At 70.6% G+C, this 23,831-nt stretch carries 25 protein-coding genes; 13 read left to right on the forward strand and 12 right to left on the reverse strand.

Annotated features, from left to right (window positions below; all coding sequences use genetic code 11):
• The 3 genes from ACFYPA_RS17660 to ACFYPA_RS17670 form a co-directional block, all read left to right on the forward strand.
• Positions 1-449 (forward strand): electron transfer flavoprotein subunit beta/FixA family protein (locus ACFYPA_RS17660; RefSeq protein WP_389132653.1); only part of this gene is annotated, 449 nt, incomplete at its 5' end.
• A 62-nt stretch (positions 450-511) separates the two neighbouring features.
• On the forward strand, positions 512-1,474 hold the full coding sequence (locus ACFYPA_RS17665) for an electron transfer flavoprotein subunit alpha/FixB family protein (RefSeq protein WP_389132656.1): 963 nt from the start codon (positions 512-514) through the stop codon (positions 1,472-1,474).
• Positions 1,475-1,649: 175 nt separating this feature from the next.
• Positions 1,650-2,948 carry a DUF6986 family protein gene (locus ACFYPA_RS17670; RefSeq protein WP_359087067.1) on the forward strand — a complete coding sequence of 433 codons (1,299 nt, stop codon included), beginning with the start codon at positions 1,650-1,652 and terminating at the stop codon, positions 2,946-2,948.
• Positions 2,949-2,962: 14 nt separating this feature from the next.
• Here ACFYPA_RS17670 and ACFYPA_RS17675 read toward each other — a convergent pair whose 3' ends face one another.
• Complete coding sequence (locus tag ACFYPA_RS17675; protein WP_359087065.1) at positions 2,963-3,991, reverse strand: LacI family DNA-binding transcriptional regulator; 1,029 nt, start codon at positions 3,989-3,991, stop codon at positions 2,963-2,965.
• A 184-nt stretch (positions 3,992-4,175) separates the two neighbouring features.
• On the opposite strand from ACFYPA_RS17675, the gene ACFYPA_RS17680 reads away from it, so the two are divergent.
• Positions 4,176-5,132, forward strand: a complete 957-nt coding sequence (locus ACFYPA_RS17680) for an ROK family protein (RefSeq protein WP_359087064.1) — start codon at positions 4,176-4,178, stop codon at positions 5,130-5,132.
• 68 nt (positions 5,133-5,200) lie between these two features.
• Here the strand turns inward: ACFYPA_RS17680 and ACFYPA_RS17685 are convergent, their stop codons facing one another.
• Entirely contained in the window at positions 5,201-7,243 is a 2,043-nt protein-coding gene (locus tag ACFYPA_RS17685) for an NPCBM/NEW2 domain-containing protein (RefSeq protein ID WP_389132661.1), read from the reverse strand.
• 263 nt (positions 7,244-7,506) lie between these two features.
• Between ACFYPA_RS17685 and ACFYPA_RS17690 the strand changes: the two genes are divergently transcribed.
• Genes ACFYPA_RS17690 through ACFYPA_RS17700 form a run of 3 tightly spaced genes read left to right on the forward strand, consistent with a single transcriptional unit; the run spans position 7,507 to position 10,638 of the window.
• Positions 7,507-8,796: an ABC transporter substrate-binding protein gene (locus tag ACFYPA_RS17690; protein ID WP_359321086.1), complete on the forward strand. Its 1,290-nt coding sequence runs from the start codon at positions 7,507-7,509 to the stop codon at positions 8,794-8,796.
• A gap of 16 nt (positions 8,797-8,812) precedes the next feature.
• Entirely contained in the window at positions 8,813-9,727 is a 915-nt protein-coding gene (locus ACFYPA_RS17695; RefSeq protein ID WP_219573164.1) for a carbohydrate ABC transporter permease, read from the forward strand.
• The gene (locus tag ACFYPA_RS17700; RefSeq protein WP_389132664.1) at positions 9,724-10,638 is read left to right on the forward strand and encodes a carbohydrate ABC transporter permease; all 915 of its coding nucleotides are present in this window, start codon (positions 9,724-9,726) and stop codon (positions 10,636-10,638) included. The genes ACFYPA_RS17695 and ACFYPA_RS17700 overlap by 4 nt, the downstream gene beginning before the upstream one ends.
• Positions 10,639-10,648: 10 nt before the next feature.
• On the opposite strand, the gene ACFYPA_RS17705 is transcribed toward ACFYPA_RS17700, so the two are convergent.
• From ACFYPA_RS17705 to ACFYPA_RS17715, 3 genes are all read right to left on the reverse strand, one after another.
• Positions 10,649-10,891 carry an SCO4226 family nickel-binding protein gene (locus ACFYPA_RS17705; RefSeq protein WP_389132666.1) on the reverse strand — a complete coding sequence of 81 codons (243 nt, stop codon included), beginning with the start codon at positions 10,889-10,891 and terminating at the stop codon, positions 10,649-10,651.
• Between the two features lie 155 nt (positions 10,892-11,046).
• Complete coding sequence (locus ACFYPA_RS17710; RefSeq protein WP_389132669.1) at positions 11,047-11,589, reverse strand: excalibur calcium-binding domain-containing protein; 543 nt, start codon at positions 11,587-11,589, stop codon at positions 11,047-11,049.
• 527 nt (positions 11,590-12,116) lie between these two features.
• On the reverse strand, positions 12,117-12,836 hold the full coding sequence (locus ACFYPA_RS17715) for a VOC family protein (RefSeq protein WP_389132672.1): 720 nt from the start codon (positions 12,834-12,836) through the stop codon (positions 12,117-12,119).
• Positions 12,837-12,978: 142 nt separating this feature from the next.
• Here ACFYPA_RS17715 and ACFYPA_RS17720 point away from each other — a divergent pair, with 142 nt between their 5' ends.
• Positions 12,979-13,245, forward strand: a complete 267-nt coding sequence (locus tag ACFYPA_RS17720) for a hypothetical protein (RefSeq protein ID WP_359087057.1) — start codon at positions 12,979-12,981, stop codon at positions 13,243-13,245.
• A gap of 209 nt (positions 13,246-13,454) precedes the next feature.
• Here ACFYPA_RS17720 and ACFYPA_RS17725 read toward each other — a convergent pair whose 3' ends face one another.
• Positions 13,455-13,631, reverse strand: a complete 177-nt coding sequence (locus ACFYPA_RS17725) for a hypothetical protein (RefSeq protein ID WP_359087056.1) — start codon at positions 13,629-13,631, stop codon at positions 13,455-13,457.
• A 216-nt stretch (positions 13,632-13,847) separates the two neighbouring features.
• Here ACFYPA_RS17725 and ACFYPA_RS17730 point away from each other — a divergent pair, with 216 nt between their 5' ends.
• Positions 13,848-14,885, forward strand: a complete 1,038-nt coding sequence (locus ACFYPA_RS17730) for an NUDIX domain-containing protein (RefSeq protein ID WP_359321067.1) — start codon at positions 13,848-13,850, stop codon at positions 14,883-14,885.
• Here the strand turns inward: ACFYPA_RS17730 and ACFYPA_RS17735 are convergent.
• The gene (locus tag ACFYPA_RS17735; protein WP_359087053.1) at positions 14,844-15,554 is read right to left on the reverse strand and encodes an MBL fold metallo-hydrolase; all 711 of its coding nucleotides are present in this window, start codon (positions 15,552-15,554) and stop codon (positions 14,844-14,846) included. The two genes, ACFYPA_RS17730 and ACFYPA_RS17735, sit on opposite strands and share 42 nt — an antisense overlap.
• A gap of 123 nt (positions 15,555-15,677) precedes the next feature.
• Entirely contained in the window at positions 15,678-17,042 is a 1,365-nt protein-coding gene (locus tag ACFYPA_RS17740) for a dipeptidase (RefSeq protein WP_359087052.1), read from the reverse strand.
• A gap of 183 nt (positions 17,043-17,225) precedes the next feature.
• Here ACFYPA_RS17740 and ACFYPA_RS17745 point away from each other — a divergent pair, with 183 nt between their 5' ends.
• Complete coding sequence (locus ACFYPA_RS17745) at positions 17,226-18,440, forward strand: geranylgeranyl reductase family protein (protein ID WP_359087051.1); 1,215 nt, start codon at positions 17,226-17,228, stop codon at positions 18,438-18,440.
• A gap of 212 nt (positions 18,441-18,652) precedes the next feature.
• On the opposite strand, the gene ACFYPA_RS17750 is transcribed toward ACFYPA_RS17745, so the two are convergent.
• Entirely contained in the window at positions 18,653-19,105 is a 453-nt protein-coding gene (locus tag ACFYPA_RS17750) for a nitroreductase family deazaflavin-dependent oxidoreductase (protein ID WP_359078954.1), read from the reverse strand.
• A gap of 128 nt (positions 19,106-19,233) precedes the next feature.
• Here ACFYPA_RS17750 and ACFYPA_RS17755 point away from each other — a divergent pair, with 128 nt between their 5' ends.
• From ACFYPA_RS17755 to ACFYPA_RS17765, 3 genes are all read left to right on the forward strand, one after another.
• Positions 19,234-20,079 carry a TetR/AcrR family transcriptional regulator gene (locus ACFYPA_RS17755; protein ID WP_389132678.1) on the forward strand — a complete coding sequence of 282 codons (846 nt, stop codon included), beginning with the start codon at positions 19,234-19,236 and terminating at the stop codon, positions 20,077-20,079.
• Positions 20,080-20,256: 177 nt separating this feature from the next.
• Positions 20,257-21,597, forward strand: a complete 1,341-nt coding sequence (locus ACFYPA_RS17760; protein WP_389132681.1) for a sensor histidine kinase — start codon at positions 20,257-20,259, stop codon at positions 21,595-21,597.
• Positions 21,594-22,259, forward strand: a complete 666-nt coding sequence (locus ACFYPA_RS17765; RefSeq protein WP_389132684.1) for a response regulator — start codon at positions 21,594-21,596, stop codon at positions 22,257-22,259. Before ACFYPA_RS17760 ends, ACFYPA_RS17765 begins: the two co-directional genes overlap by 4 nt.
• On the opposite strand, the gene ACFYPA_RS17770 is transcribed toward ACFYPA_RS17765, so the two are convergent.
• The 3 genes from ACFYPA_RS17770 to ACFYPA_RS17780 all read right to left on the reverse strand — a co-directional run bounded on the left by ACFYPA_RS17770 (position 22,220) and on the right by ACFYPA_RS17780 (position 23,770).
• Positions 22,220-22,531, reverse strand: a complete 312-nt coding sequence (locus ACFYPA_RS17770; RefSeq protein ID WP_389132687.1) for a DUF6332 family protein — start codon at positions 22,529-22,531, stop codon at positions 22,220-22,222. The genes ACFYPA_RS17765 and ACFYPA_RS17770 overlap by 40 nt on opposite strands.
• A gap of 63 nt (positions 22,532-22,594) precedes the next feature.
• Positions 22,595-23,377, reverse strand: coding sequence for a maleylpyruvate isomerase family mycothiol-dependent enzyme (locus ACFYPA_RS17775; protein ID WP_389132689.1), 783 nt, complete (start codon positions 23,375-23,377; stop codon positions 22,595-22,597).
• A gap of 21 nt (positions 23,378-23,398) precedes the next feature.
• On the reverse strand, positions 23,399-23,770 hold the full coding sequence (locus ACFYPA_RS17780; RefSeq protein ID WP_359078965.1) for an SCO4225 family membrane protein: 372 nt from the start codon (positions 23,768-23,770) through the stop codon (positions 23,399-23,401).
• Positions 23,771-23,831 lie beyond the last annotated feature (61 nt).

A 23,831-nucleotide genomic window follows, 5' to 3' on the forward strand; every position in this document is an offset into this window, starting at 1 on the left:
ACGACCTGGTGATCTCGGGGATGGCGTCGACGGACGGCACGATGGGTGTGGTTCCGGCGCTGCTGGCGGAGCGGCTGGGTGTGCCGCAGGTGACGTTGCTGTCGGAGGTCTCGGTCGAGGGTGGTGTCGTGCGGGGCCGTCGGGACGGTGACAGCGCGTCGGAGCAGCTGGAGGCGTCGTTGCCGGCGGTGGTGTCGGTGACCGACCAGTCGGGTGAGGCGCGTTACCCGTCCTTCAAGGGGATCATGGCGGCGAAGAAGAAGCCGGTCGAGTCGCTGGACCTGGACGATCTGGGGATCGGGGCGGACGAGGTCGGCCTGGCGGGTTCCTGGACCGCGGTCGACTCCGCGACCGAGCGTCCGGCCCGCACCGCGGGCACGATCGTCAAGGACGAGGGCGAGGGCGGCAAGCAGCTGGCCGAGTTCCTGGCCGGCCAGAAGTTCATCTGATCCCCGGCTGTTCCCTCACCGCCCCCCCGCACTCCCTCGCACACGCAGGAGATTGAAGTCCCATGGCTGAAGTTCTCGTCTATGTCGACCACGTGGACGGTGTCGTCCGCAAGCCCACCCTGGAGCTGCTGACGCTCGCACGCCGCATCGGCGAGCCCGTCGCCGTCGCCCTGGGCAAGGGTGCCGCGGACACCGCCGCCGCGCTCGCCGAGCACGGTGCGGTCAAGGTGCTGACCGCCGATGCTCCCGAGTTCGCCGACTATCTCGTCGTGCCGAAGGTGGACGCCCTCCAGGCCGCCTATGACGCGGTGTCCCCGGCCGCCGTGCTGCTGCCCTCCTCCGCGGAGGCCAAGGAGATCGCGGCCCGCCTCGCGGTCCGTATCGGCTCCGGCATCATCACCGACGCCGTCGACCTCGAGGCCGGTGACCAGGGCCCGGTTGCCACGCAGGCCGCGTTCGCCGCCTCGTACACCACCAAGTCCCGTGTCTCCAAGGGCGTCCCGGTCGTCACGGTCAAGCCGAACTCCGCCCCGGTCGAGCCGGCTCCGGCCGCCGGCGCCGTCGAGGCCCTCACGGTCTCCTTCTCGGAGCAGGCCACCGGCACCAAGGTCCTCTCCCGTACGCTGCGTGAGTCGACGGGTCGTCCGGAGCTGACGGAGGCCGCGATCGTCGTGTCCGGCGGCCGTGGCGTCAACGGCGCGGAGAACTTCGCGATCATCGAGGCCCTCGCCGACTCGCTCGGTGCCGCCGTCGGTGCCTCGCGTGCGGCGGTCGACGCCGGCTGGTACCCGCACACCAACCAGGTCGGCCAGACCGGCAAGTCCGTCTCGCCGCAGCTGTACATCGCCTCCGGCATCTCGGGTGCGATCCAGCACCGGGCGGGCATGCAGACCTCGAAGACGATCGTCGCGATCAACAAGGACGCCGAGGCCCCGATCTTCGACCTCGTCGACTACGGCGTCGTCGGCGACCTCTTCAACGTCGTCCCGCAGCTCACCGACGAGGTCACCACCCGCAAGGGCTGACCCCGCCGGACAGGACGCGGCACGGCCGAAGGCCCGGGGCCGCACGGTGAAACCCACCGTGCGGCCCCGGGCCGTTTCCGATCACCATTGACGCGGGTACACCGGCCTTATAACTTCACTATACGGATTGTTGATTCCGGGAAGCGGAAACAACGAGAGTGCGGAGGGTGCGGAAATGGGTCAGCAGGAGAAGGTGGCGACGAGCCTCGCGGGTGCGGTCAGCGACGGAATCAGCGCCTCCCTCACGGCGGTGGACGCCGAACTCGCCCGCCGCTATCCGGGCGACCCCGGAACGCGCCAGCCCGTCCACACCGTTTACGTACCCGGGGACACCTTCACCGCGGACACCATCCGCTCCTGGGGGGACCAGGCGCTGCGGGCGCTCGACGAGCACGCCCCCGACGCCGCCGCCCTCGCCGCCGTGCTCGGCATCCCGGATGAGCTCGCCGGGCCCGTCCACGACCGCGTACGCGCCAAGCTGAGCCGCGAGCCGGTCGAGGACCTGCGGATCGACTTCGAGGACGGATACGGCCCCCGTTCCGACGCGGAGGAGGACGAGGCCGCTGCCCGTGCGGCCCGGCTGATCTCCGAGGCGTACGCGAACGGCACGGCGGCGCCGTACATGGGCATCCGGATGAAGTGCATGGAAGCCGGCGTACGCGACCGGGGGATCCGCACCACGGACGTCTTCCTCACGGGCCTGATGGAGGCGGGCGGCCTCCCCGACGGGCTCGTGCTCACCCTGCCGAAGGTCACCTACCCCGAACAGGTCACCGCCTTCGTCCAGCTCCTCGAAGCCTTCGAGGAGGCCCACGACCTGCCCTCCGGGCGGCTCGGCTTCGAGATCCAGATCGAGACGAGCCAGTCGATCCTCGCCGCCGACGGAACCGCCGCCGTCGCCCGCATGATCGACGCGGCACGGGGCCGGGCGACGGGCCTGCACTACGGCACGTTCGACTACAGCGCCTGTGTGGGGGTCAGTGCCGCGTACCAGGCGAGCGACCACCCGGCGGCCGACCATGCGAAGGCCGTGATGCAGGTGGCCGCCGCGGGCACCGGGGTACGCGTCTGCGACGGCTCCACCAACGTGCTGCCCGTAGGGCCCACCCCCCGGGTCCACGAGGCATGGAGGCTCCACTACGGCCTCACCCGGCGCGCCCTGGCCCGCGCCTACTACCAGGGCTGGGACATGCACCCGGGCCACCTCCCGACCCGCTACGCAGCCGTCTACACCTTCTACCGCGAGGGCCTGGAGCAGGCCGCGGCCCGGCTCGCCGCCTACGTGGCGAAGTCGGGCGGCGATGTGATGGACGAACCCGCCACCGCCAAGGCGCTCAGCGGCTACCTGCTGCGCGGCATCGACTGCGGCGCCCTGGACACCGCGGAGGTGGCCCGGCTGACCGGACTGACCCGCGCGGACCTGGACGCCTTCGCCTCGCCGCGGCGGGGCGGACTGACCGTCACCGCGCCGTAGCCCCGCCGCCCGGCTCAGTCCGGGCGCAGTTCGCCCGAACCGCGAGGGATCAGCCTCGTCGGGAGCTCGACGCGTGCCGGCGTGTGGTCGGCGCCGTCGAGCCGTCGGAAGAGGTGCTCGGCCGCGGTGCGGCCGACGGCCGCGGCGTCCTGGGAGATGACGGTGATGCCGAGCAGATCCGCGAGCTCGATGTCGTCGAAGCCGACCAGGGCGACCGGCCGCTCCCGGCCGGCCAGTACGCGAACCGCGGTCACTGTCACGCGGTTGTTGCCCGAGAAGAGGGCGGTGACGGGTTCGGGGCCCGAGAGCATGGTCTCGGCGGCCACGCGGACCCGCTCGGGCTCCGTGGAGCCGAGCGAGACCCAGGAGTCCTCGACCGTGATCCCGGCGTCGGTCATGGCGGTGTGGTAGCCGCGCAGGCGCTCGGTGGCCGTGTGGATCCGCGGCTGGTCACCGATGAACCCGATCCGGCGGTGGCCGTGCGCGATCAGGTGGGCGACGCCCTCGCGGGCGCCGCCGAAGCTGTCCGAGAGCACCATGTCGGCCTCGATCCGGCCCGCCGGACGGTCCACGAAGACCGTCGCTATGCCGGCCTTGATCTCCTGCTCCAGATAGCGGTGGTCGTCGCCGGCCGGAATCACGATGAGTCCGTCCACGCGCCGCGCACACAGCGCGAGTACGAGTTCCTGCTCGCGCTCCGGGTCCTCGGCGCTGGAGCCGTTGATGAGCAGGGCCCCGTGCGCGCGGGCCACCTCTTCCACGGCACGGCTCAGCGGGCCGTAGAAGGGGTCCGCGAGGTCCTCCAGGACCAGGCCGATCGACGCGGTGCGGCCCTTGCGCAGCACGCGCGCGCTGTCGTTGCGGCGGAAGCCCAGCGCGTCGATCGCCTCCTGGACCCGGCGCTCGGTGTCGGGCGTGACGCCCGGCTCGCTGTTCACCACGCGCGAGACCGTCTTGAGGCCCACTCCGGCACGGGCGGCCACGTCCTTCATGGTCGGCCGGTTGCCGTAGCGGGGCTCGGGGTGACGGGCGGTCTCGGCCACGGTGTGCTGTCCTGTCGTCGTGTGCGGGCTGGCTGTCCGGGTGGGCCGCGGAGGGTGCCGCGAGGGGGCCGGAGGCTGTGGCGTCGAGCATAGGCCCTGGACAACGTTGTCAGCGGAATGGAGACTGGGCAGACTATTCACCGAAGCCGCAGGTCCCACCCCCCTCACCCACGGAGCCACACCGATGCATACCGACCTCGTCGCCGCGCTGGACATCGGCGGCACCAAGATCGCCGGGGCGTTGGTGGACGGCGACGGCACGCTCCGCGTACGGGTGCAGCGTCCGACGCCGGCCCGTGAGGACGGCGAGACGGTGATGGCGGCGGTGGCCGACGTGCTGGCGGAACTGTCCACGTCACCGCTGTGGGGGCGGGCGACGGCTGTCGGTATCGGCAGCGCGGGCCCGGTGGACGCGGCCGCAGGGACGGTCAGTCCGGTGAACGTGCCCGGCTGGCGGGACTTCCCGCTGGTGGAACGAGTGAGCGCGGCGACCGGCGGTCTGCCCGTCGAGCTGGTCTGCGACGGCGTCGCTATCGCCGCGGCCGAGCACTGGATGGGCGCCGCCCGCGGCCATGACAACGCGCTGTGCATGGTCGTGTCGACCGGCGTCGGTGGCGGCCTCGTCCTCGGCGGCGCGCTCCACCCGGGCCCCAGCGGTAACGCGGGCCACATCGGGCACATCAGCGTCGACCTCGACGGCGACCTGTGCCCGTGCGGGGCGCGCGGTTGCGTCGAGCGCATCGCGAGCGGTCCCAACATCGCCCGTCGTGCCCTCGAAGGCGGCTGGCGGCCCGGTCCCGACGGTGACGCGACCGCGGCGGCGGTCGCGGCAGCCGCCCGGGCCGGCGACCCGGTCGCCGTGGCCTCGTTCGAGCGGGCCGCACAGGCGCTGGCCGCGGGCATCGCCGCGACGGCCGCCCTGGTCGAGATCGACATCGCGGTGGTCGGCGGCGGAGTGGCAGGGGCGGGCGAGGTGCTGTTCGCCCCGCTGCGCCACGCCCTGCGGCGGTACGCGACGCTGTCGTTCGTCCAGAAGCTGACCGTGGCGCCGGCGGTCATGGGCAACGACGCGGGGCTGGTGGGCGCGGCGGCAGCGGCCTTCGCCGCGCGTGTGGGCGCGGACGGTGCGGTCTCCGTCTAGGGCTTTGCGGCGGTTTCGGGCAGGTGGCGGCGTTGGACGCCGCCACCCGGACCCTCGGGCGGGCGGCCTCAGCAGGTGATGCGGAGGTCCGCCCAGTCGGCGTGGTCGGAGTCGACGCCGTCGCCCCCGTCGGTGACCACCAGGCGTACAACCTGCGCACCGCTGACGTCCGCCGAGACGGACTGTGCCGGCATGGCGTTGGTCAGGACGCCGGTCGACGCCGCCTTCGTGCCGTCCGACCAGATCTCGAAGGCCACGCTTCCCTTGGCGCCCTTCTCGTCGTCGACGCCGACGCGCGCCGTCACGGTGTCGCACGCGCCGCCCGTGTAGTACTCGACGGCACTGGCCGCGTGTACGCCCAGCCCCTTCGCGTACACCTCGCCGCCGATGGTCAGCGGACGGCCGTCGCCGGCGGCGCTCTCACCGTTGCTGGTGTCCTTCTCGACCGGCCCGTAGCCGTTGGACGCGGTGAGCTGCGGCAGATCGCTCAGGTAGCCGCCGCCGGCCGGCGGCGCGACCACCACATGGGCCTGGAAGGGCGCCGTGGACCCGACCCACCGCCCGGGGGGCGAGCGGTACCGCGTGGTGAGCGTCAGATCGTACGTACCGGTGGCCGTGCCGGCCGGAGCCGTGACCCGCCACCGGGTGGTGAGACGCCCTCCCGTCGGCAGGGCCGGTGCCGTGGTCGCGGAATCGGCTGTGATCCGCCAGCCGGACGGGCCGGTGAGCGCCGCCGACACCTTTAGGGCGGGTGTGCGGCCCAGATCCGTGACCGTGGTCGTCAGCCGCGCCGTGCGGCCCGCTTCCATCAGTGGGCTTCCGTCCAGGGCCGGTTCGACCGCCGGAGGATAGGCGGCCCAGTGGCGGTCGGCGGCGACGCGCAGCATCACCGTGCCATGGGCCGGGACGGTCGCGGAGAGCCCGCCCGCCGTGTTGCGCGTGGTGTGCGCCCACAGGTCGCGCACGGTGTACGCGTCGGCCCGCGCAAGCCCCGCGGCAGCCGCTGTCGTCGAGATCCGCTGCGCACTCCCGGTCTCGTTGAACAGGGCCACCGCCCGGCTGCCGTCCCGCATCTCCTTGGCGACTACCCAGCGCCCGCCGTCGGAGGAGAGCACGACGCCCTGCTTGCCCAGCGGGTCCTGGTCGACGGCGATGACCTCGTGGTTCGAGAGGATCCGATACGTCTCGGGCGTTGCCGTGCGCAGATCGGAACCGATGAGCAGCGGTGCTGCCATCACCGCCCACATGGAGAAGTGGGTGCGGTACTCCGTGTCCGTCATCCCGCCGTTCCCGACCTCCAGCATGTCGGGGTCGTTCCAGTGGCCGGGACCCGCGGCCGGGGCGAGCGGCAGGTTCTGCTTCATGATCGACAGCATGCTGCCCCAGCTGTCGTTGATGTCGCCCGTGGTGCGCCAGAGGTTGCCCAGTTCCCCGGCCCATTCCCAGGGTCGGTTCTGGCCCCATTCACAGATGCTGTAGACGATCGGACGGCCGGTGGCGGCCAGTGCGTCCCGCATGGTCGTATAGCGCTCTATCGCGTCCACGCCCTGGTTGTTGCAGTTGTCGTACTTGAGGTAGTCGACACCCCAGTCCGCGAACTGCCGCGCGTCGCTGTACTCGTGCCCGAGAGCGCCTGGAAGTCCGACACTGTCGCAGGTCTTGGTGCCCGCACTGGTGTAGATGCCGAGTTTGAGACCCTTCGAGTGGACGTAGTCGGCAACGGCTTTTATTCCGTTCGGGAACCGCACCGGATCCGCTTCCAGTTTGCCGTCCGCATTACGCTGCGGCTTCGCCCAGCAGTCGTCCAGATTGACGAACTCGTAGCCCGCTTCCTTGAGCCCCTTCTCGACGAAGATATCGGCGGTCCCCTTGACCATCGCCTCGTCGAACTCGGCCCGGCAATGGGTCGAGTTCCAGTTGTTGAACCCCATGGGCGGAGTGAGCGCGAGCCCGTTCCCGGCGTGTGTGCCGGACGTCGGCGCGGGGGCCGGGCGAGGGGCCTGCGCGGCGGCGGGAACGGTGGCTCCCGCCGCACACAGAAGGCCGGCCGTCAGCGCTCCGATGACTCTGCGGCGGCCTGCGCCGGTTGTACGGCTTGGAAGATGACGCATCGTTACGTTCCTCCGTACTCGTGCCGGATCGAGTGGCGACATGTGCACGCCAAGACGAGCGATTACGTTAGAGCGTGTTGAAGTCTGTTGGAAGAGGGGGCGTGCCGGTTGTTCGGTATCTCGTCAAAACCCTTGACGCCACTGCTGGTTGGAGGTGAGATCCAAGCGCACGTTCGGTTGTGTTGGGTTGCCTTCCGGAGGAGGGGGTCATGGCGCACTCGTACGACAGGTCAGATCTGCCCGGCAGCGTCGCGGGACATCGGATGTCGAGGCGGAGCCTGCTGCGTGGCGCGGCGGCCGGGGCCGGCGCGGTCGCGCTTCCCGCGCTGCTCACCGCGTGCGGAGGGGGCCCCGGCGGTGACGGCAAGACAATCACTCTGGGCTCGAATTCGTCCGACCCCATCCCGAAGAAGGCGTTCGCCGACGCCTTCAAGGCCTATGCGGCTCAGTCCGAAGGCCGAAAGGTGAAGGTCAACACTGTTGACCACAACACCTTTCAGGAGAACATCAACCGCTATCTCCAGGGCAAGCCCGACGATGTCTTCATGTGGTTCGCCGGATACCGCATGCAGTTCTTCGCCAAGAAGGGGCTGCTGTACGACATCAGCGACAACTGGAAGGGTTACGAGGGATTCTCGGACGCCCTGAAGGCCCAGTCCACCGGCGAGGACGGCAAGCAGTACCTCACGCCGTACTACTACTATCCGTGGGCCGTCTTCCACCGGAAGAGCCTCTTCACCGAACGGGGCTATCAGGCGCCGAAGACGCTGGACGAGTACGTGGCGCTCGCCAAGCAGATGAAGAGGGACAAGCTCGACCCCATCGCGTTCTGCGACAAGGACGGCTGGCCCGCGATGGGCACCTTCGACTACATCAACATGCGGACCAACGGATACGAGTTCCACAAGAGCCTGATGGCCGGCGAGGAAGCCTGGACGGACAAGCGGGTCAGGGAGGTCTTCGACACCTGGCGGCGTCTCCTCCCGTACTGCCAGCAGGGCGCCAACGGCCGTACCTGGCAGGAGGCGGCGACCAGCCTCCAGAAGCGCGAGGCGGGGATGGCGGTCTTCGGCCTGCCGCACCCCGGGTCCCAGTTCCCCAAGGGCGAGCAGGACGACCTCGACTTCTTCCCCTTCCCCGTCATCAACCCGGAGCACGGCCAGGACGCCGTCGAGGCACCCATCGACGGGTTCCTGCTGGCGAAGAAGTCCAAGAGCCTCAAGAACGAGAAGAACCTGGAGAGCGCCAAGGACCTGCTGAAGTGGCTCGCCACCGGCAAGGCGGAGGACATCTACCTCAAGAGCGACCCGAACAACATCGCGGTCAACGACCGGGCCGACACCTCCCAGTACTCCGCCATACAGAAGAAAGCGGTCGAGCTGGTGTCGGGGGCGAAGCAGATCTCCCAGTTCCTGGACCGTGACACCCGTCCGGACTTCGCGTCCACGGTCATGATCCAGGCGATCCAGAAGTTCATCAGCAGTCCGAACGACGTGGACGGCCTGGTCAACGACATCGAACGGCAGAAGAAGACCATCTTCGCCTCGGACTGAACCGGGAGTACCGACCGTGTCGTTCATCTCGGGGCGGCGCACCGGACGACGGGGCTCGCGACGGTTCACCCGCCGCGACCTCGTCGTGCTCGGCGCTCTGCTCGGCATACCCGTACTGCTCGACATCGCCATCGTGTGGGGGCCGACCCTCGCCTCCGTCGTCCTGTCGTTCACCAGCTGGGACGGCATCGGCGACATCGAGTGGGTCGGCACGCGCAACTACACGAACCTCTTCACGAACTACCCGCAGTTCTGGCCGGCAGCCCGCCACAACCTGCTCTGGCTCGCCTTCCTCGGCCTGGTCGCCACACCGTTCGGGCTGCTCCTGGCGGTACTCATCGACAAGGGCGTCCGCTTCAGCCGCTTCTACCAGTCGACCCTGTACATGCCCGTCGTGCTCTCCCTCGCCGTGGTCGGCTTCATCGCACAGCTGGTCTTCTCCCGCGACCAGGGAGCCCTCAACGCGATCGTCGGCGACACCGCCTCACCGACCGACTGGCTGGGGGATCCCGACCTCAACATCTGGATGGTCCTGCTGGCCGCCGCCTGGCGCCACACCGGCTATGTGATGATCCTCTACCTCGCCGGGCTGAAGGCGGTGGACACCTCCCTCAAGGAGGCCGCCGCGATCGACGGGGCGAGTGAGACCCAGACCTTCTTCCGCATCGTCTTTCCGACGCTGCGCCCGGTCAACGTCATCGTCGGCGTCATCACCGTCATCGAGTCGCTGCGCGCCTTCGACATCGTCTACGCGGTCAACCACGGCCGCAACGGCCTGGAACTGCTCTCGGTGCTCGTCACCGACAACATCATCGGTGAGGCCAGCCGGATCGGGTTCGGCTCCGCCATCGCCGTCGTCCTGCTGGTCGTCTCCCTGGGCTTCGTCGTGACGTATCTGGTCCAGGAGATCCGAGGGGAGAAGGACCGATGACCACGCAAGCAGCCGCTACCCGTCCGGCGCGGCCCGCCCCCGCCACGTCCCGGCGCCGGATCCGCCCCGCCCGGCTCGGCGTGCACGCCTTCCTGATGACGGTCTCGCTCGCCTTCCTCGCCCCGCTGCTGCTCGCCGTGTACGCATCGCTCAGGCCCTATGACGAGACCTCGGAGCACGGCTACTTCTCGCTGCCCCGCCATCTCTCGCTGGACTACTACCGGCAGGCGTTCACCGACTCGGGCATGACGAAGTACTTCGTCAACACCATGATCATCGCGGTGCCCGGGGTTCTCATCACCCTGTTCCTCGCCTCGTTCGTGGCGTTCGCGCTGGCCCGGCTGAGGATGCGTGGCGGGCTCGTCCTGCTGATGCTCTTCACCGCGGGGAACCTGCTCCCGCAGCAGGTGATCGTCACGCCGCTGTACGTCGTCTTCAACCGCATCCCGCTGCCGTACTGGATGTCCGACTCGATGACGATGTTCGACTCCTACTGGGCCGTCATCCTGGTGCAGATCGGATTCCAGCTCGGCTTCTGCGTCTTCGTCCTGGCCAACTTCATGCGGACCCTCCCGCAGGAGATCCTGGAGGCGGCCGTCGTGGACGGCGCGGGCGTCTGGACCCAGTACTGGCGGATCACCCTGCCCCTGTGCCGCCCCGCGCTCGCCGCCCTGGGAACACTCCAGTTCACCTGGATGTACAACGACTTCCTCTGGGCACTGGTCTTCATCTCCGACGGCGACAAACTCCCGGTCACCTCTGCGCTGAACAACCTGCGGGGCCAGTTCTTCACCGACTACAACCTGCTCGCCGCCGGCTCGGTGATCGTCGCGCTCCCGACCCTCATCGTCTTCCTGCTGCTCCAGCGGCACTTCATCGCGGGACTCACGCTGGGGTCCAGCAAGGGGTGAGGAGTGACGGTCACGTGGCAAGGGGGACGGGATGTACCTCGTCGGCCCGGTGGCCGGCACGTGCGTGGATGCGCTGGACCGCTTCGGCCGAGGGCGCCGCGGAGAGGCAGTTCACGGTGCCGGACGACGGATCCGCCCATGCCTTCTCGAAGCGGACGCCTTCTTCCCTCTCGATCGCGAGGTCGGCCTGATGGGCCTGTATCAGTTGGTCGGCGGTGATGTCCGTCCACCCGTGGTCCATGAACTGAGCCATGGCGCCGCACCCCCTTCCGGCATACGGGCCGGCCGGTACGGAGCCGACACGTTGCCGGCCTGCTCCGAACCGCTTCCTCCAGCCTGCTCCTGTGCGGGTGCGACTGCGGAAGCAGCACGGGCACGCGCGTCTGCGCCCGGCTGCTCCGGTACTTCCTACTCGCAGGCGACGCCGTCACCGTCGCGGTCGAGGTGGGAGTCGTAGCCGGGGTCTCCCGTGCGGATGGGGGCGGCACCGGCTGCCCGAACGGCGGAACAGTTGGCGTAGTACGTCGCCTCGGTGCCGCTGCCGCTGCCGTCGTCGTCCGAGCCGGAGCCGCCGGAGGTGCCGGAATCGGGTGCGGCGGGGACCTTGACCGTCACTGTCTTGGTGACGGTGGGGGCCGGCTTCGGACTGGCCGTAACGGTCTCCGTGACCGCGGGCCCGGGTTCGGCCGACGCGGTCGCGGTCGTTGTGACGGTCACGGTGGGGGCGGGCTTTGCCGCGGCGGCCTTCTCGGTCGTGGCACCGTCGTCCGCCGCACCCCCCATGCCGACGCCGATGAAGAACAGGACGATCGCCGCAGGAATGATGATCCGCTTCCTGGTCCACCCCGGTCGGCGGGCGGGTGGTGTGGGGCCCGTGTACGGGTCGGGGCCGGTGGGCTGCGGGGGCTGCCCCCACGGCGGCGGCTGACTGGACGGCGGGTTGTACGACATGGGTCCCCCCTGGAAGTGCGTGGAGAGGCGACGCTAGCCGCGTCGTGAGCGGTGAGGGAGGACGATGTTCCGGTAGTGATGAACTTGTGACCAAGGTGTGGGGATCAGGTGTGGCTCGTGGGTATGTCGCGCCCCCAGGACCGAGGGTCGGGCGGGGGCGGGTGCCGTCACGACGCCCTTGCCGCGCCGGCACCGAGCTGCGATTCTGGGCCGGTGCCAGGACAGGGGAAGAGGAGGCGGCGTCAGGAAGCCGAGAGGCGCCGACTTGCCGCTCGCACGGCGCCGGACCTGGGACGCTGGGAAGTCATCTTCGAGACCGGAAGCCAGACGGAGCTCCGTGCGCGGCTGTGCGGCCTTCGGGAGGCACGGGTCGACGAGGCGACGATCCGGATCGACACGCTGTGCGGCCGCCTTGCGCAGCCGACCACGTACCGGCTGAGCCGGTTCGTGGCGCACGGCTGAGGGGGCCGTCCGTTTCGCGGGCGGACGGCCGGTTGAGCACAGGCCGTCCCACAACACCCCTGCCGTCACGGCCTCTGTACGGAGAACTCGTTGTCGTCGGGGTCGAGCAGCAACACCCTGCCGTCTTCGCCCTCGCCGGCATGGGCGCGTACCGCGCCCAGCGAGATCAGACGGTCGATCTCCGCCTCCACGTCGGCGTCGGCGGGGGGAGCCAGCTCGAAGCTCAGCCGGTTCGTTCCCGCCTTCGGCGCCACCGGCGGGCCACCCCATGTGATCTTCGGGCCGCCGTGCGGTGACTGGATCGCGGTCTCCTGGTCCTGGTCCCAGACCAGCGGCCACCGCAGGGCCTCGCTCCAGAAATAGCCGACCTCCCGCGTTCCGTCACAGGCCAGCGCTCCGATGACGCCGGTGTCGGCGAGGAACTTGTTGCCGGCCTCGATGACGCAGAACTCGTTGTCGTCCGGATCGGCGAGCACCACATGCCCGTCTTCCGGGCGTTGGCCCACATCGATGTGTCTCGCGCCGAGTTCCAGCGCCCGGGCCACCGTCTGCAGCTGATCCTCCGGGGAGGCGCTCGTCAGGTCGAAGTGCGCACGGTTCCGGCCGGTCTTCGGCTCCTGGCCCGGCACGAAACGAATGCGCAACCCGGCGGGATCAAGGGGCAGGATCGCGGCCTCGTTGTCCGGACCGGTGCTCAACTCCCCACCCAGGAGACCGGACCAGAACCGTGCCAGACCGGTCGGCCGATGCGCGTGGAAGCGGATCGCGAAAAGTTGGCTTGTCATATACCGAGTATCTCCGCCGCACCGACGGGTGCTCCGGTGGCTGTCGGCGGATCGACGCCCGAACCGGGGACACGTGCCGCCGATCGAGTCACACCGGCCGCTCACCGAGGACGTTGTCAGTGGCGGGTGCGATCCTGCATGCATGGACGAGATCATGCGGCGGCGGGTGTACGGCGCCGATCACGACGACCCGGATCCGGGCCCGCAGCCGGGGCGGGTCTACCGGGAGCTGGTGGGCGGACCGCTCGACGGACTGCTCCTGGACGTGACCGGCTGGACGAAGGTGGCACTGGCGGACGGCTCCGCCCTGATCACCGAGATCGGTGCCTACGGGGCGGGCGGCCGGGCAGAGTACGGGCCGCGGGCAGAGGATCCCAACAAGTGGGACTGGCGGGGTGATACGCCGTAGCCCTCGGCGATGGCCCGCAGCCGCAGAAGTCCCGCCGGCTCGTCGTCGAGCGCACCACCTTCCGCAGGGCGACCGGTGCACCGTCCGTGCACGCGCCCGGCGAGGCGGTGGCCGCCCGTGACCGGGGCACAGATGACGCCGCGCCCCGGAGGATCGACCGCTTGACCCTTGTCCCTGGGCCGGAGCGGTTCGTTCCCTGCCGCCGGACGTCAGCGACCCCGGTCCGAGGACTGCTGCGGTACGACCACCAGGAACGCGTCCTGTTCCAGGTCCATCACGACCTCCGCCGCCATCCCCTCGCCCCGACGGGCCGCGGCGAACTCCTCCGCGGGCCAACTGCCCCGCGGGCCGCCGGCGGGAAACTGCTCAAGTACGGTGCGACGCACGGTCCGCCCCCTGTCGTTCGTTCTGCTGTCCGCTCCAACGACGCTCCCGCCGTCGTCGTTACGGCCGGATGATGCCGGGGCGAGCCCCGCCCCGTACGGGAAGACGCCGGCCGGCCACAGTGCACTGTTGCGTTCGCGCATCGGCATCGCCACAGTCGTGTTTTCACGGCAGGGTGTTGCGGGCAAGCCACTGGGGGCTACGGAAGAGGGGGAACCGTGATCGTCTGGATCAACGGCGCGTTCGGCGCGGGCAAGACCAGTGCCGCGCGTGAACTGATCGATCTGATCCCGAACAGCACCTTCTACGACCCGGAAGTGACCGGCACGGGGCTGGGATCCCTGCTGCCGCAGAAGAAGCTCGCCGAGGTGACCGACTTCCAGGACCTCCCGATCTGGCGGCGACTCGTGGTGGACACCGCGGCCGCGCTGCTCGCCGAACTCGGTGGGGTGCTGGTGGTGCCGATGACGCTACTGCGACAGGAGTACCGCGACGAGATATTCGGAGGACTTGCCTCCCGGCGCATCGCCGTGCGTCATGTACTGCTCTCACCTGAGGAAACGATCCTGCGCCAACGCATCGCCCACCGTGCGGAGTTCCCCGACGATCCGGCGACGGTCGACGGGACCGGTCAGTGGGCGTACGACCGCATCGAGCCCTACCGCTCGGCCCTCGACTGGATCACCCGGGACGCGCACACCATCGACAACAGCGCGCTGACACCCCGCGAGACGGCCGAACTCATTGCCGAGGCCGTGCGCACCGGGACGGCCCCGGCCTGCGAGATCGTCCAGACACCCGACCCCACGGCGGAAACCGTCGCGGCCGGCGTACTGCTCTTCGACGAACGCGACCGGGTACTGCTCGTCGACCCCACGTACAAACCCGGCTGGGAGTTTCCCGGAGGTGTGGTGGAGACCGGCGAGGCACCGGCACAGGCCGGGATCAGGGAGGTGGCCGAGGAGATAGGGATCCACCTCGGACGGGTGCCCAAACTCCTCGTCATCGACTGGGAGGCCCCCAAGCCGCCCGGATACGGAGGCCTGCGGCTGCTCTTCGACGGCGGGACGCTGCCGGGGGCGGACGCCGAACGGCTGCTGCTGCCCGGTTCCGAACTGCGGGGCTGGCGGTTCGTCACCGAGGAGGAGGCGGCCACCATGCTGCCTCCCACCCGGTACGAACGGCTGCGCTGGGCGCTGCGCGCCCGCGAGCGCTCAGCCGTGCTCAACCTGGAGGCCGGAGTCCCGGTCGGCTGAGGCACGCATGACGGCGACGGCGTCCGTGGTGAGAGGCTCACCGTGACCGAAGCAGACCGTGGTCGCCTCCAGCGCGGCAAGGCGGCGGAACGAGGCCAGGGCCTGCTCGCGGTGGATGTTGAAGACGCCGAGCATCACCTGCCCCGCCTCGGCAACGCAGTCACCCGTGAACAGCACCCCGTGGTCCGGCAGGTGGAGGCCGATGGACCCCGGGGTGTGGCCGGGGGAATGGACCACCCGTGCCCCACCGCCGAACGGCAGCACCGCGCCGTCGGACAGTTCGGTGTCGACCCGGGTCGGTGGAGCCTCGGGCACGGTCAGCCCGTGCGCGTAAAGGGGGAGCTCCCAGTCGAGCAGTACGGGATCGCCGATCTCCACCTCACCGCGGACCACCGGAGCGTCGAGCCGGTGCGCCAGGATCTCCGCACCATGACGGTCGGCGAGCTCCTGGGCCGCGCCGTAGTGGTCGCGATGGCCATGGGTGATCACGATCCGGGCGATGCGGGCGGGATCGAGACCGAGACCGCGCACCGCGTCCTCGATGGCAGGCGCCGCGTTCAGGTCGCCCGCGTCGATCAGGGTCAGTTCCGCCCCGTCGCGCCAGAGGTAGGCCTGGCCGATCCGGAAACGGAACATGTGCAACTGGGGAATCACCTCGACGAGATCCATGCGACGAACGTACGCAGACAGGGGAGTCCGCCGCATGGATCTACGCTCTGGGCGTGCTTCGCTCAACGCGGAACGTGCGGAACGCCGGGTAACGCGTTCCGCACGAGCGACCCGAAGGGCCGCTCAGACCGCCTTGGAGGCGGCGTAGTTCCGCAGGAACAGCGCCTCGGCGACCGAGAGCCGCTCCAGTTCCTCGGGCGAGACACTCTCGTTCACCGCGTGGATCTGCGCCTCGGGCTCGCTCAGCCCGATCAGCAGAATTTCCGCCTCCGGGTACAGCTCGGAGAGTGCGTTGCACAGCGGGATCGATCCGCCCATGCCCGAGGACTGCATCTCCTGGCCCTCGTACGCGATCCGCATGGCGTCCGCCATCGCGGTGTACGCCGGACTCGCGATGTCCGCACGGAACGGCTGCCCCTGGCCGACCTGCTCGACCGCGACCCTCGCCCCCCACGGGGCGTGCGCCCGCAGGTGTGCGGTCAGCAGCTTCGTCGCCTCGCCGGCGTCCACGCCCGGCGGCACCCGCAGACTGATCTGCGCCCGCGCGCTCGACTGCACCGAGGGCGTCGCGCCCACCACCGCGGGGCAGTCGATCCCGATGACCGTGACCGCGGGGCGCGCCCAGATCCGGTCGGCGACCGTACCCGTGCCGATGAGCTCGACCCCGTCGAGGACCTTGGCGTCCTGGCGGAACTGCTCCTGCGGGTACTGCAGACCGTCCCACTTCTCGTCCGTCGTGAGGCCGTCGACGGTCGTCGTGCCGTCCTCCGCCCGCAGCGATGCCAGCAGCTGGATCATCGCGGCCAGGGCGTCGGGTGCGGCGCCGCCGAACTGGCCGGAGTGCAGATTCCCCTCGAGGGTGTCGAGCCGCACCCGCAGCATCGTCATCCCGCGCAGCGTCGAGGTCACGGTCGGCAGGCCGACCCGGAAGTTCCCGGTGTCGCCGATCACTATGGTGTCCGCGACGAGCAACTCCGGGTGCGCCTGGGCGTACTGCTCCAGGCCCCCGGTGCCCTGCTCCTCCGAGCCCTCCGCGATCACCTTGACGGAGACCGGGACCCCGCCGTTCGCCTTGAGGGCGCGCAGCGCGAGGAGGTGCATGATGAAGCCGCCCTTGCAGTCGGCCGAGCCCCGGCCGAACCAGCGCCCGTCACGCTCCGTCAGTTCGAACGGCGGGGAGACCCAGGCGGACTCGTCGAGCGGCGGCTGCACGTCGTAGTGCGCGTAGAGCAGCACGGTGGGTGCCCCGGCCGGACCGGGCAGGAAGCCGTAGACGGACTGGGTGCCGTCCGGGGTGTCGAGCAGGGCGACATCCTGGAATCCCTCGGCGCGCAGCGCGTCGGCGACCCACGAGGCTGCCGCCTCGCACTCGCTCTTGGGGAACACCGCGGGGTCCGCCACCGACTGGAAGGCCACCAGCTCGGTCAGCTCCGCCTTGGCACGGGGCATCAGCGAGGCGACGGTCTCGGAAATCGGATGGGCGGTCATGGGCACGCTCCTCGTGGGTGCGACGTTATGTGTACGTATCCGCGTACATGCACACCAGGAGTGCGGTGTTGCCGGTACGACGGAAGCTCGGCCGATCCTCCCACAGCGGGGCCCGGCCGAAGCGCGCCGTAGGATGCCGGAAGCAGCTTGGGCCACTGGTCGGATCGGGAGCAGAAGCACATCGTGAGCAGCGAGAACGCAGACGCCGGACATGAGCACGAAGAGTCGTCCGTGTGGGACGTCGTCGTAGTCGGCGCAGGACCGGCGGGAGCCTCCGCGGCGTACGCGGCGGCGGTCGCCGGCCGTCGGGTACTGCTTCTGGAGAAGGCGGAACTGCCCCGTTACAAGACGTGCGGCGGCGGCATCATCGGGTATTCGCGCGATTCGCTGCCGCCCGGTTTCGAACTGCCCCTGCGGGACCGGATCCACGCGGTCACGTTCTCGTTGAACGGCAAACTGGCACGGACCCGCCGCTCCAGGCGCATGCTCTTCGGCCTCATCAACCGCCCCGAGTTCGACGCGGGCCTGGTCGAGGAGGCGCAGAAGGCCGGTGCCGAACTGCGCACCGGGGCGACGGTGTCCCGGGTCGAGCAGCACGGTGCCGCGGTGCCCGACCGGCGCACGGTCGCGGTCGTGCTGTCCGGCGGCGAGACCGTCCTGGCCCGTGCGGTCGTGGGCGCGGACGGCAGTGCCGGGCGGATAGGAGCGCATGTCGGGGTGAAGCTCGACCAGGTGGACCTCGGCCTGGAGGCCGAGATCCCCGTGCCGGAGACGGTCGCGGAGGACTGGGCCGGCCGGGTGCTGATCGACTGGGGCCCCATGCCGGGAAGTTACGGCTGGGTCTTCCCCAAGGGCGACACCCTGACGGTCGGGGTGATCTCGGCGCGCGGTGACGGTGGCGGCACCAAGCGGTATCTGGAGGACTTCATCGCGCGGCTCGGCCTGGCGGGCTTCGAGCCGAAGATCTCCTCCGGTCATCTGACGCGCTGCCGCAGCGACGACTCGCCGCTCTCGCGCGGCCGGGTGCTCGTGTGCGGGGACGCGGCCGGTCTGCTGGAGCCGTGGACCCGTGAGGGCATCTCGTTCGCGCTGCGTTCGGGACGGCTCGCCGGTGAATGGGCGGTGCGGGTGGCGGAGTCCCACGACGCGGTGGACGCCCGCCGCCAGGCGCTCAACTACGCGTTCGCCATCAAGGCGGGTCTCGGTGTCGAGATGAGCGTGGGGCGGCGGATGCTGAAGCTCTTCGAGCGGCGCCCCGGCATGCTCCACGCGGTACTCACGGGCTTCCGTCCCGCGTGGAACGCGTTCGCGGGCATCACCCGCGGGACGACCTCGCTGGCCGAACTGGTCCGTTCGCACCCGCTGGCGCAGCGGGCGCTGTCGGCGATGGACCGCTAGGGTCTTTCGTTTCGGGTCATGCCGGCTCAGGGAGCGGGGTACGGTGCCGAACCCCGCGAGCCCAGGGTGATCCGAACGAGAGGCCCCAGGTGTGCTGACCTTCGGGGCCCGCTACCGCGCAGAGGTCCGCCCCGATCGGGGCGGACCTCTGCGCGGTAGTGGGCCCCGGTCATCGGCCGTGGTCCGGGGCTCGTCGCCCGCGCGGCCGTGGGTCAGCCTTCGACGGTGATCCGGAAGACGGGGTGGTCGGGGCAGGCCGCCAGTAGTTCGGCGTCCGTGGACTTGGCCGTGATGCCCTGGAAGTACTGGTTGACCTCCCAGCCCCAGCGCTCCAAATAGGCGCGGACGATGATCATCTTCTGCTCGTCGTCCGCGATCTCCACGGCCGTGAACGCGCGGGTCCTGCGGCCCACCCGCAGCTCGCCGCCGCCCGCGGCCCGCATGTTGCGCACCCACTGGGAGTGTCCCCGAGCGGAGACGAGGTACTGCACGCCTCCGTGGGTGTGGGGGTTCACGGGAACGCGCTGCAACTGCCCGCTCTTGCGGCCCCGCACCGACAGCTCCTGCGAACCGAGCAGGCTGACCCCGTGCCGCGCCAGCCATCCGATGACGCTGTTCATCCGGATGGTGAACGGGCTGCCCTGAAGGTAGTACGGCTGCGACATGGGGACCCCCACCGTTTGGGAGAGCGGTGCTCTCGCTTGAGATCAGTGTGCACGGAAGCCGCGCTCAAAAGCAAGAGCACTGCTCTCGTTATTGGTCGGTGCTTCCGTTCCGTGGCAGACTGACGGTCATGAGCGCTATCCGGGGAGCCAGGGAACGGGCCCGTATCGAGGTCACCGCCGCCATCAAGGACGAGGCGCGAAAACAGCTCGCGGCCGAGGGCGCGGCCAAGCTCTCGCTGCGAGCCGTGGCGCGCGAACTCGGCATGGTGTCCTCGGCGCTCTACCGTTACTTCCCCAGCCGCGACGAGCTGCTCACCGCCTTGATCGTCGATGCGTACGACTCCGTGGGCGAAGCCGCCGAGCACGCCCACCGCACGGCGGTGGAAGAGACGGCGGAAGCCGACGCGCCCGGCCGCCCCGCCGCCGGGAAGTCGCCCGCGCCCGAGCGGCCCGCCGCCACGGAGCCTCCCGCATCCGCATCCGCATCCGCATCTACGCCCGCGCCCGCATCAGCATCCGCGTCCGCCCGGCCCGGCGGCCATCTGGCCCGCTGGGTCGCGGTCGCGTGCGCCGTACGGGAGTGGGCCCTGGCGCACCCCCATGAGTACGCCCTCATCTACGGATCACCCGTCCCCGGCTACACCGCACCGCAGGCCACCATCGGCCCCGCGTCCCGGGTCCCCTACGTCCTGATGGCCGTCGTCGAGGACGCGCAACGCCAAGAGGGGCTCGCGCTGCCACCGCTCGCCGAGGAACTGCGTCCCGAGGCCGAACGGCTCGCGGCCGACCTCGCCCCGGGGTTGCCGCCGGCGGTGGTCGCCCCCTTCGTCGCCGCGTGGGCACAGCTCTTCGGTCTGCTGTCGTTCGAGCTGTTCGGCCAGTTCAACCACGTGGTGGAGGAACGTGAGGTCTTCTTCCGGCAGGCCGTGACGGAACTGGCCCGGACGGTGGGCCTGCTCGGCGGCCGGAAGTAGCAGCCGGGGCAGAGGCCGGAGGCGGCGACCGGGGACGAGGGCTGGAGCTGCCGGCCGGCGACGGGCACGGCGGCCGGCAGCAGTCGCCGCCCCGTTCGCCGTACTCCCCAGGGAGTACGAGTGATCACCACGCCCGGCGGACGCCGGTGCGCCGGTGCGCCGTCTAGCGTGGCCGGCATGGACGAGCAGCGCGCACAGACAGGTGACGGTCCCGCCGGCAATCCGGGCGGGCCGTCGCGTCGAGCGCCCTGGGCGCGCGGCAGGCAGGGCGAACGGACGGCAGGCTCCCGGAGCCCGTGGGGCCGCTGGAACAGCGGGGAGCCGCCGCGCTGGCTGACGGGCCCCCAGGGGCGGGCCACCGGCCGGCTGCCCTGGGCGTCCACGATCCTGCTCGGTGTCGTCGTCATGGCCGGCTCGAGCTTCGCGGCCCATGGGCAGCTGGACGAGAAGGCCCCGCTCGACCTCTTCGCCCGGCTCCTCCTCTTCGCCGCGGTGGCGGTGCTGCTGTTCCGCCACCGCCACCCCGTCGTGGCCGTCTTCGGGGCCTCGGCCGCGGCGACGGTCTACCTCGGTGCCGGCTACCCGTACGGCCCGGTCTTCCTGGCCGTCGCCGTGGGCTGCTTCAGTGCCGTCGTCGCCGGACACCGAAGGGCCGCGTGGTCGGCGGTCGCCATGGTGTGGGTGGGGCACCTCGTGGTGGCGCACTGGCTCTACCGATGGCTGCCCCCCGATGACGACGCCGCGCCGCCCTGGGGGCAGGAACTGGGTGTCGCCGCCTGGGTGGTGGCCATAGTCGCGGCCGCCGAGTTCGTCCGCGTACGCCGTGAGCAGTGGGCCGCTCAGCGGGCCGAGCGGGCAGTCGCGGAGAGGCGGCGGGCCGACGAGGAGCGGCTGCGGATGGCCCGTGAGCTCCATGACGTCCTCGCGCACAGCATCTCCGTCATCAACGTCCAGGCAGGCGTGGGGCTCGCCCTGCTCGACACCGACCCCGAGCAGGCCCGCACCGCGCTCACCACGATCAAGGACGCCAGCAAGGAGGCGCTCGGCGAGGTGCGGCAGGTCCTGGACACCCTGCGTACGCCCGGTGACGCGCCCAGGGCGCCGGCTCCCGGGCTCGACCGGCTTCCCGAACTGGTCGAACAGGCCGCGACCGCCGGGCTGACCGTCACCGTCACGACGGACGGCGCACGCGGGGCCGTACCGCCCGGCGCGGACCTGGCCGCGTTCCGGATCGTTCAGGAGGCACTGACCAACGTGGTACGGCACTCCGGTTCACGTACGGCGCAGGTCCGGGTCGGCTACCGGACGGGCCGCATCACGCTCCGCATCGACGACGAGGGGCCCGCCACCGGTACGGACGCCGGGGGCAGCGGCAACGGACTGGCGGGAATGCGGGAGCGGGCGGCGGCCCTGGGTGGCACGATCGAGGCGGGCGCCCGGCCCGACGGCGGCTTCCGGGTACGGGCCGAACTCCCGCTGCCGGCCGGCGGGGCGGCCCACCGGGAGGAGACACCGTGATCCGCGTACTGCTCGCCGATGACCAACTGCTCGTCCGGGCAGGGTTCCGGGCCCTGCTGGACGCCCAGCCGGACATCGAGGTGGCGGGAGAGGCGGCCGACGGCGAGGAGGCCGTCCGGCTGGTGCGTGAACTGCGTCCGGACGCGGTGTTGATGGACATCCGGATGCCGCACCTGGACGGACTCGCCGCGACCCGCGGCATCACCCAGGACCCGGCATTCGACGACGTGAAGGTGATCATGCTCACCACCTTCGAACTCGACGAGTACGTCTTCGAGGCGATCCGCTCCGGAGCCTCCGGATTCCTGGTCAAGGACACCGAACCGGAGGAACTCCTGCGGGCCGTGCGGGCGGTGGTCGGCGGGGACGCGCTGCTGTCGCCGGGCGTCACGCGCCGTCTGATCGCCGAGTTCGCCGCCCGCTCCAAGGAACCCACCGCGGCGACCTCCCTGAGTGCGCTCACCGACCGGGAGCGGGAGGTGATGGCATTGGTCGGCATCGGCCTGTCCAACGACGAGATCGCCCGCCGTCTCGTCGTCAGTCCGCTCACCGCCAAGACCCACGTCAGCCGGACCATGGTGAAGCTCGGCGCCCGCGATCGGGCCCAACTCGTCGTGCTGGCCTATGAGTCGGGGTTGGTGCGCCCGGGCTGGCTGGGCTGATCCGGCAGCACCGGGCCGCGCCCGTCGATCTCGCGCTCCGTAGTGCGGTGGCCGAACCGCCACAGCACGTCGACGACGCGCCCGAAGAAGACCAGTACGGCCACGACGGTCGCGCCCACGACCAGCCCGGAGCCCACGCCGCCCGAAGCCAGCAGGAGGGCGGGGGCGCAGACGGTGGCGAACGCGGCCCCCGCCAGCAGGGCTCCGGTCAGCACGGCGAAGCCGATCTCGACGGTCACGGCGTCGCGGTCCGCCTGGCTTCGGTGTTCCATGCCCGAAGTGTCACAGGTGCGGTGGCGGGTCAACAAGGCCGCCCGCCGCGTGTCCCCGCCGTCTCAGGACCAGGTGACCGAGGAGTTCTCGCGCCACAGCCCGGCGAGGTCCAGGTCGCCGGTCACCGTGAGAGCCGTGAGGGGCCGCCGGTTCCAGAGCGTGAGCAGGAGTTCCTGGGCGGTGGAGCACAACTCGCAGTCCACGGGCGGAAGTACGGGTGTTTCGCCCTCGCGCACGGCCGCAGGGGACAGATCCTCGCGCACGGTGACCGGGGGCTCGGTGGAGAGCCGTACGGTCCACACGGTGCCGGTGTCCGTCGCCCGCACGCGCAGGGTGCGCGGCGCATCGGTGCGCACCCTGCTCTTCGGACGGGCGTGGAACCCGCGCAGCAACTCGTCGACGCCGTCCACCGCGTGGCCGGCTGCCACGGGGGAGAGGGGCCCGCCGCGGGCGGACTCGGCATCCACCCGGTGGATCGTCGTCTCGTGTGCCTGTCGCCTCGCCCAGAAGGCCAGGGGCGAGGGCGCCGCGAAGAAGGCCCAGCACTCCAGGTCCTGCGGTGCGCGCTCCAGCGCCTCCACCAGGAGCCCGTGCCCCGCGCGGAACCGGTCGAGCAGCGCCGGCCCGTCGAGGTCCGGCTCCCCGGTGTCGGGGACGTACGACATGTGGCCCTCGGTCACGAACGCGGTCGCCCAGGTGTGCACCATCGCGGTGTGCCTGAGCAGGTCGCGTACCTGCCAGCCCGGGCAGGTCGGCACCGGTGCGCCAGTCCCCGCCTCCTGGGCCGCGTCCGCCAGCAACCGGCCTTCGGAGGCCAGGGTTCGTATGTGCTCCGCGATCTTCATGGCAGGGATTGTGCCAGGGGCTCAGGCGCTCTGGGGGTGGGCCCGGCGGGTCCGGCCGCGGGCGCCGCGCACCAGGCGTGCGAACCAGCCCAGCGCGAGCGACTGCACCAGCACGGACACCACCAGCGCCAGGTAGACGAACCAGTCCGGTCCGAGCGTCTCCGCTCCCAGCATCGAGCTCCCGACGAGGAAGACGAAGACGGTCGGCGCCGCCAGGGCGAAGAGCCAGACCCCGGCGAACGAGGCGTCTTCGTGGAAGACGAACAGCGTGTCCACCGTGACGAACACCGTGGTCGCCACCACCACGCCCAGGTAGATCAGCGACGCGGCGTTGCCGAACGTGAGGCGTGCGAGCGCGCGGACGTGCTGCTTGGTCAGGACCGGCTTGTTCATGGTGTGCTCCCCGTCGATGTCCGACGACCTCACCCGCGACATCCGGCGGGCGGGGTCGTTA

The organism is Streptomyces sp. NPDC005775 (genome assembly GCF_042871565.1).
Taxonomy (GTDB): domain Bacteria; phylum Actinomycetota; class Actinomycetes; order Streptomycetales; family Streptomycetaceae; genus Streptomyces.

Bases quoted from the DNA above. Each gene is read 5' to 3' on its own strand.
- ACFYPA_RS17665 (WP_389132656.1), top strand. From the start codon at position 512: ATGGCTGAAGTTCTCGTCTATGTCGACCACGTGGACGGTGTCGTCCGC.
- ACFYPA_RS17685 (WP_389132661.1), bottom strand. From the start codon at position 7,243: ATGCGTCATCTTCCAAGCCGTACAACCGGCGCAGGCCGCCGCAGAGTC.
- ACFYPA_RS17705 (WP_389132666.1), bottom strand. From the start codon at position 10,891: ATGGCTCAGTTCATGGACCACGGGTGGACGGACATCACCGCCGACCAA.
- ACFYPA_RS17735 (WP_359087053.1), bottom strand. From the start codon at position 15,554: ATGGATCTCGTCGAGGTGATTCCCCAGTTGCACATGTTCCGTTTCCGG.
- ACFYPA_RS17720 (WP_359087057.1), top strand. From the start codon at position 12,979: ATGGACGAGATCATGCGGCGGCGGGTGTACGGCGCCGATCACGACGAC.
- ACFYPA_RS17715 (WP_389132672.1), bottom strand. From the start codon at position 12,836: ATGACAAGCCAACTTTTCGCGATCCGCTTCCACGCGCATCGGCCGACC.
- ACFYPA_RS17740 (WP_359087052.1), bottom strand. From the start codon at position 17,042: ATGACCGCCCATCCGATTTCCGAGACCGTCGCCTCGCTGATGCCCCGT.
- ACFYPA_RS17755 (WP_389132678.1), top strand. From the start codon at position 19,234: ATGAGCGCTATCCGGGGAGCCAGGGAACGGGCCCGTATCGAGGTCACC.
- ACFYPA_RS17690 (WP_359321086.1), top strand. From the start codon at position 7,507: ATGTCGAGGCGGAGCCTGCTGCGTGGCGCGGCGGCCGGGGCCGGCGCG.
- ACFYPA_RS17760 (WP_389132681.1), top strand. From the start codon at position 20,257: ATGGACGAGCAGCGCGCACAGACAGGTGACGGTCCCGCCGGCAATCCG.
- ACFYPA_RS17780 (WP_359078965.1), bottom strand. From the start codon at position 23,770: ATGAACAAGCCGGTCCTGACCAAGCAGCACGTCCGCGCGCTCGCACGC.
- ACFYPA_RS17750 (WP_359078954.1), bottom strand. From the start codon at position 19,105: ATGTCGCAGCCGTACTACCTTCAGGGCAGCCCGTTCACCATCCGGATG.
- ACFYPA_RS17670 (WP_359087067.1), top strand. From the start codon at position 1,650: ATGGGTCAGCAGGAGAAGGTGGCGACGAGCCTCGCGGGTGCGGTCAGC.
- ACFYPA_RS17770 (WP_389132687.1), bottom strand. From the start codon at position 22,531: ATGGAACACCGAAGCCAGGCGGACCGCGACGCCGTGACCGTCGAGATC.
- ACFYPA_RS17700 (WP_389132664.1), top strand. From the start codon at position 9,724: ATGACCACGCAAGCAGCCGCTACCCGTCCGGCGCGGCCCGCCCCCGCC.
- ACFYPA_RS17710 (WP_389132669.1), bottom strand. From the start codon at position 11,589: ATGTCGTACAACCCGCCGTCCAGTCAGCCGCCGCCGTGGGGGCAGCCC.
- ACFYPA_RS17680 (WP_359087064.1), top strand. From the start codon at position 4,176: ATGCATACCGACCTCGTCGCCGCGCTGGACATCGGCGGCACCAAGATC.
- ACFYPA_RS17775 (WP_389132689.1), bottom strand. From the start codon at position 23,377: ATGAAGATCGCGGAGCACATACGAACCCTGGCCTCCGAAGGCCGGTTG.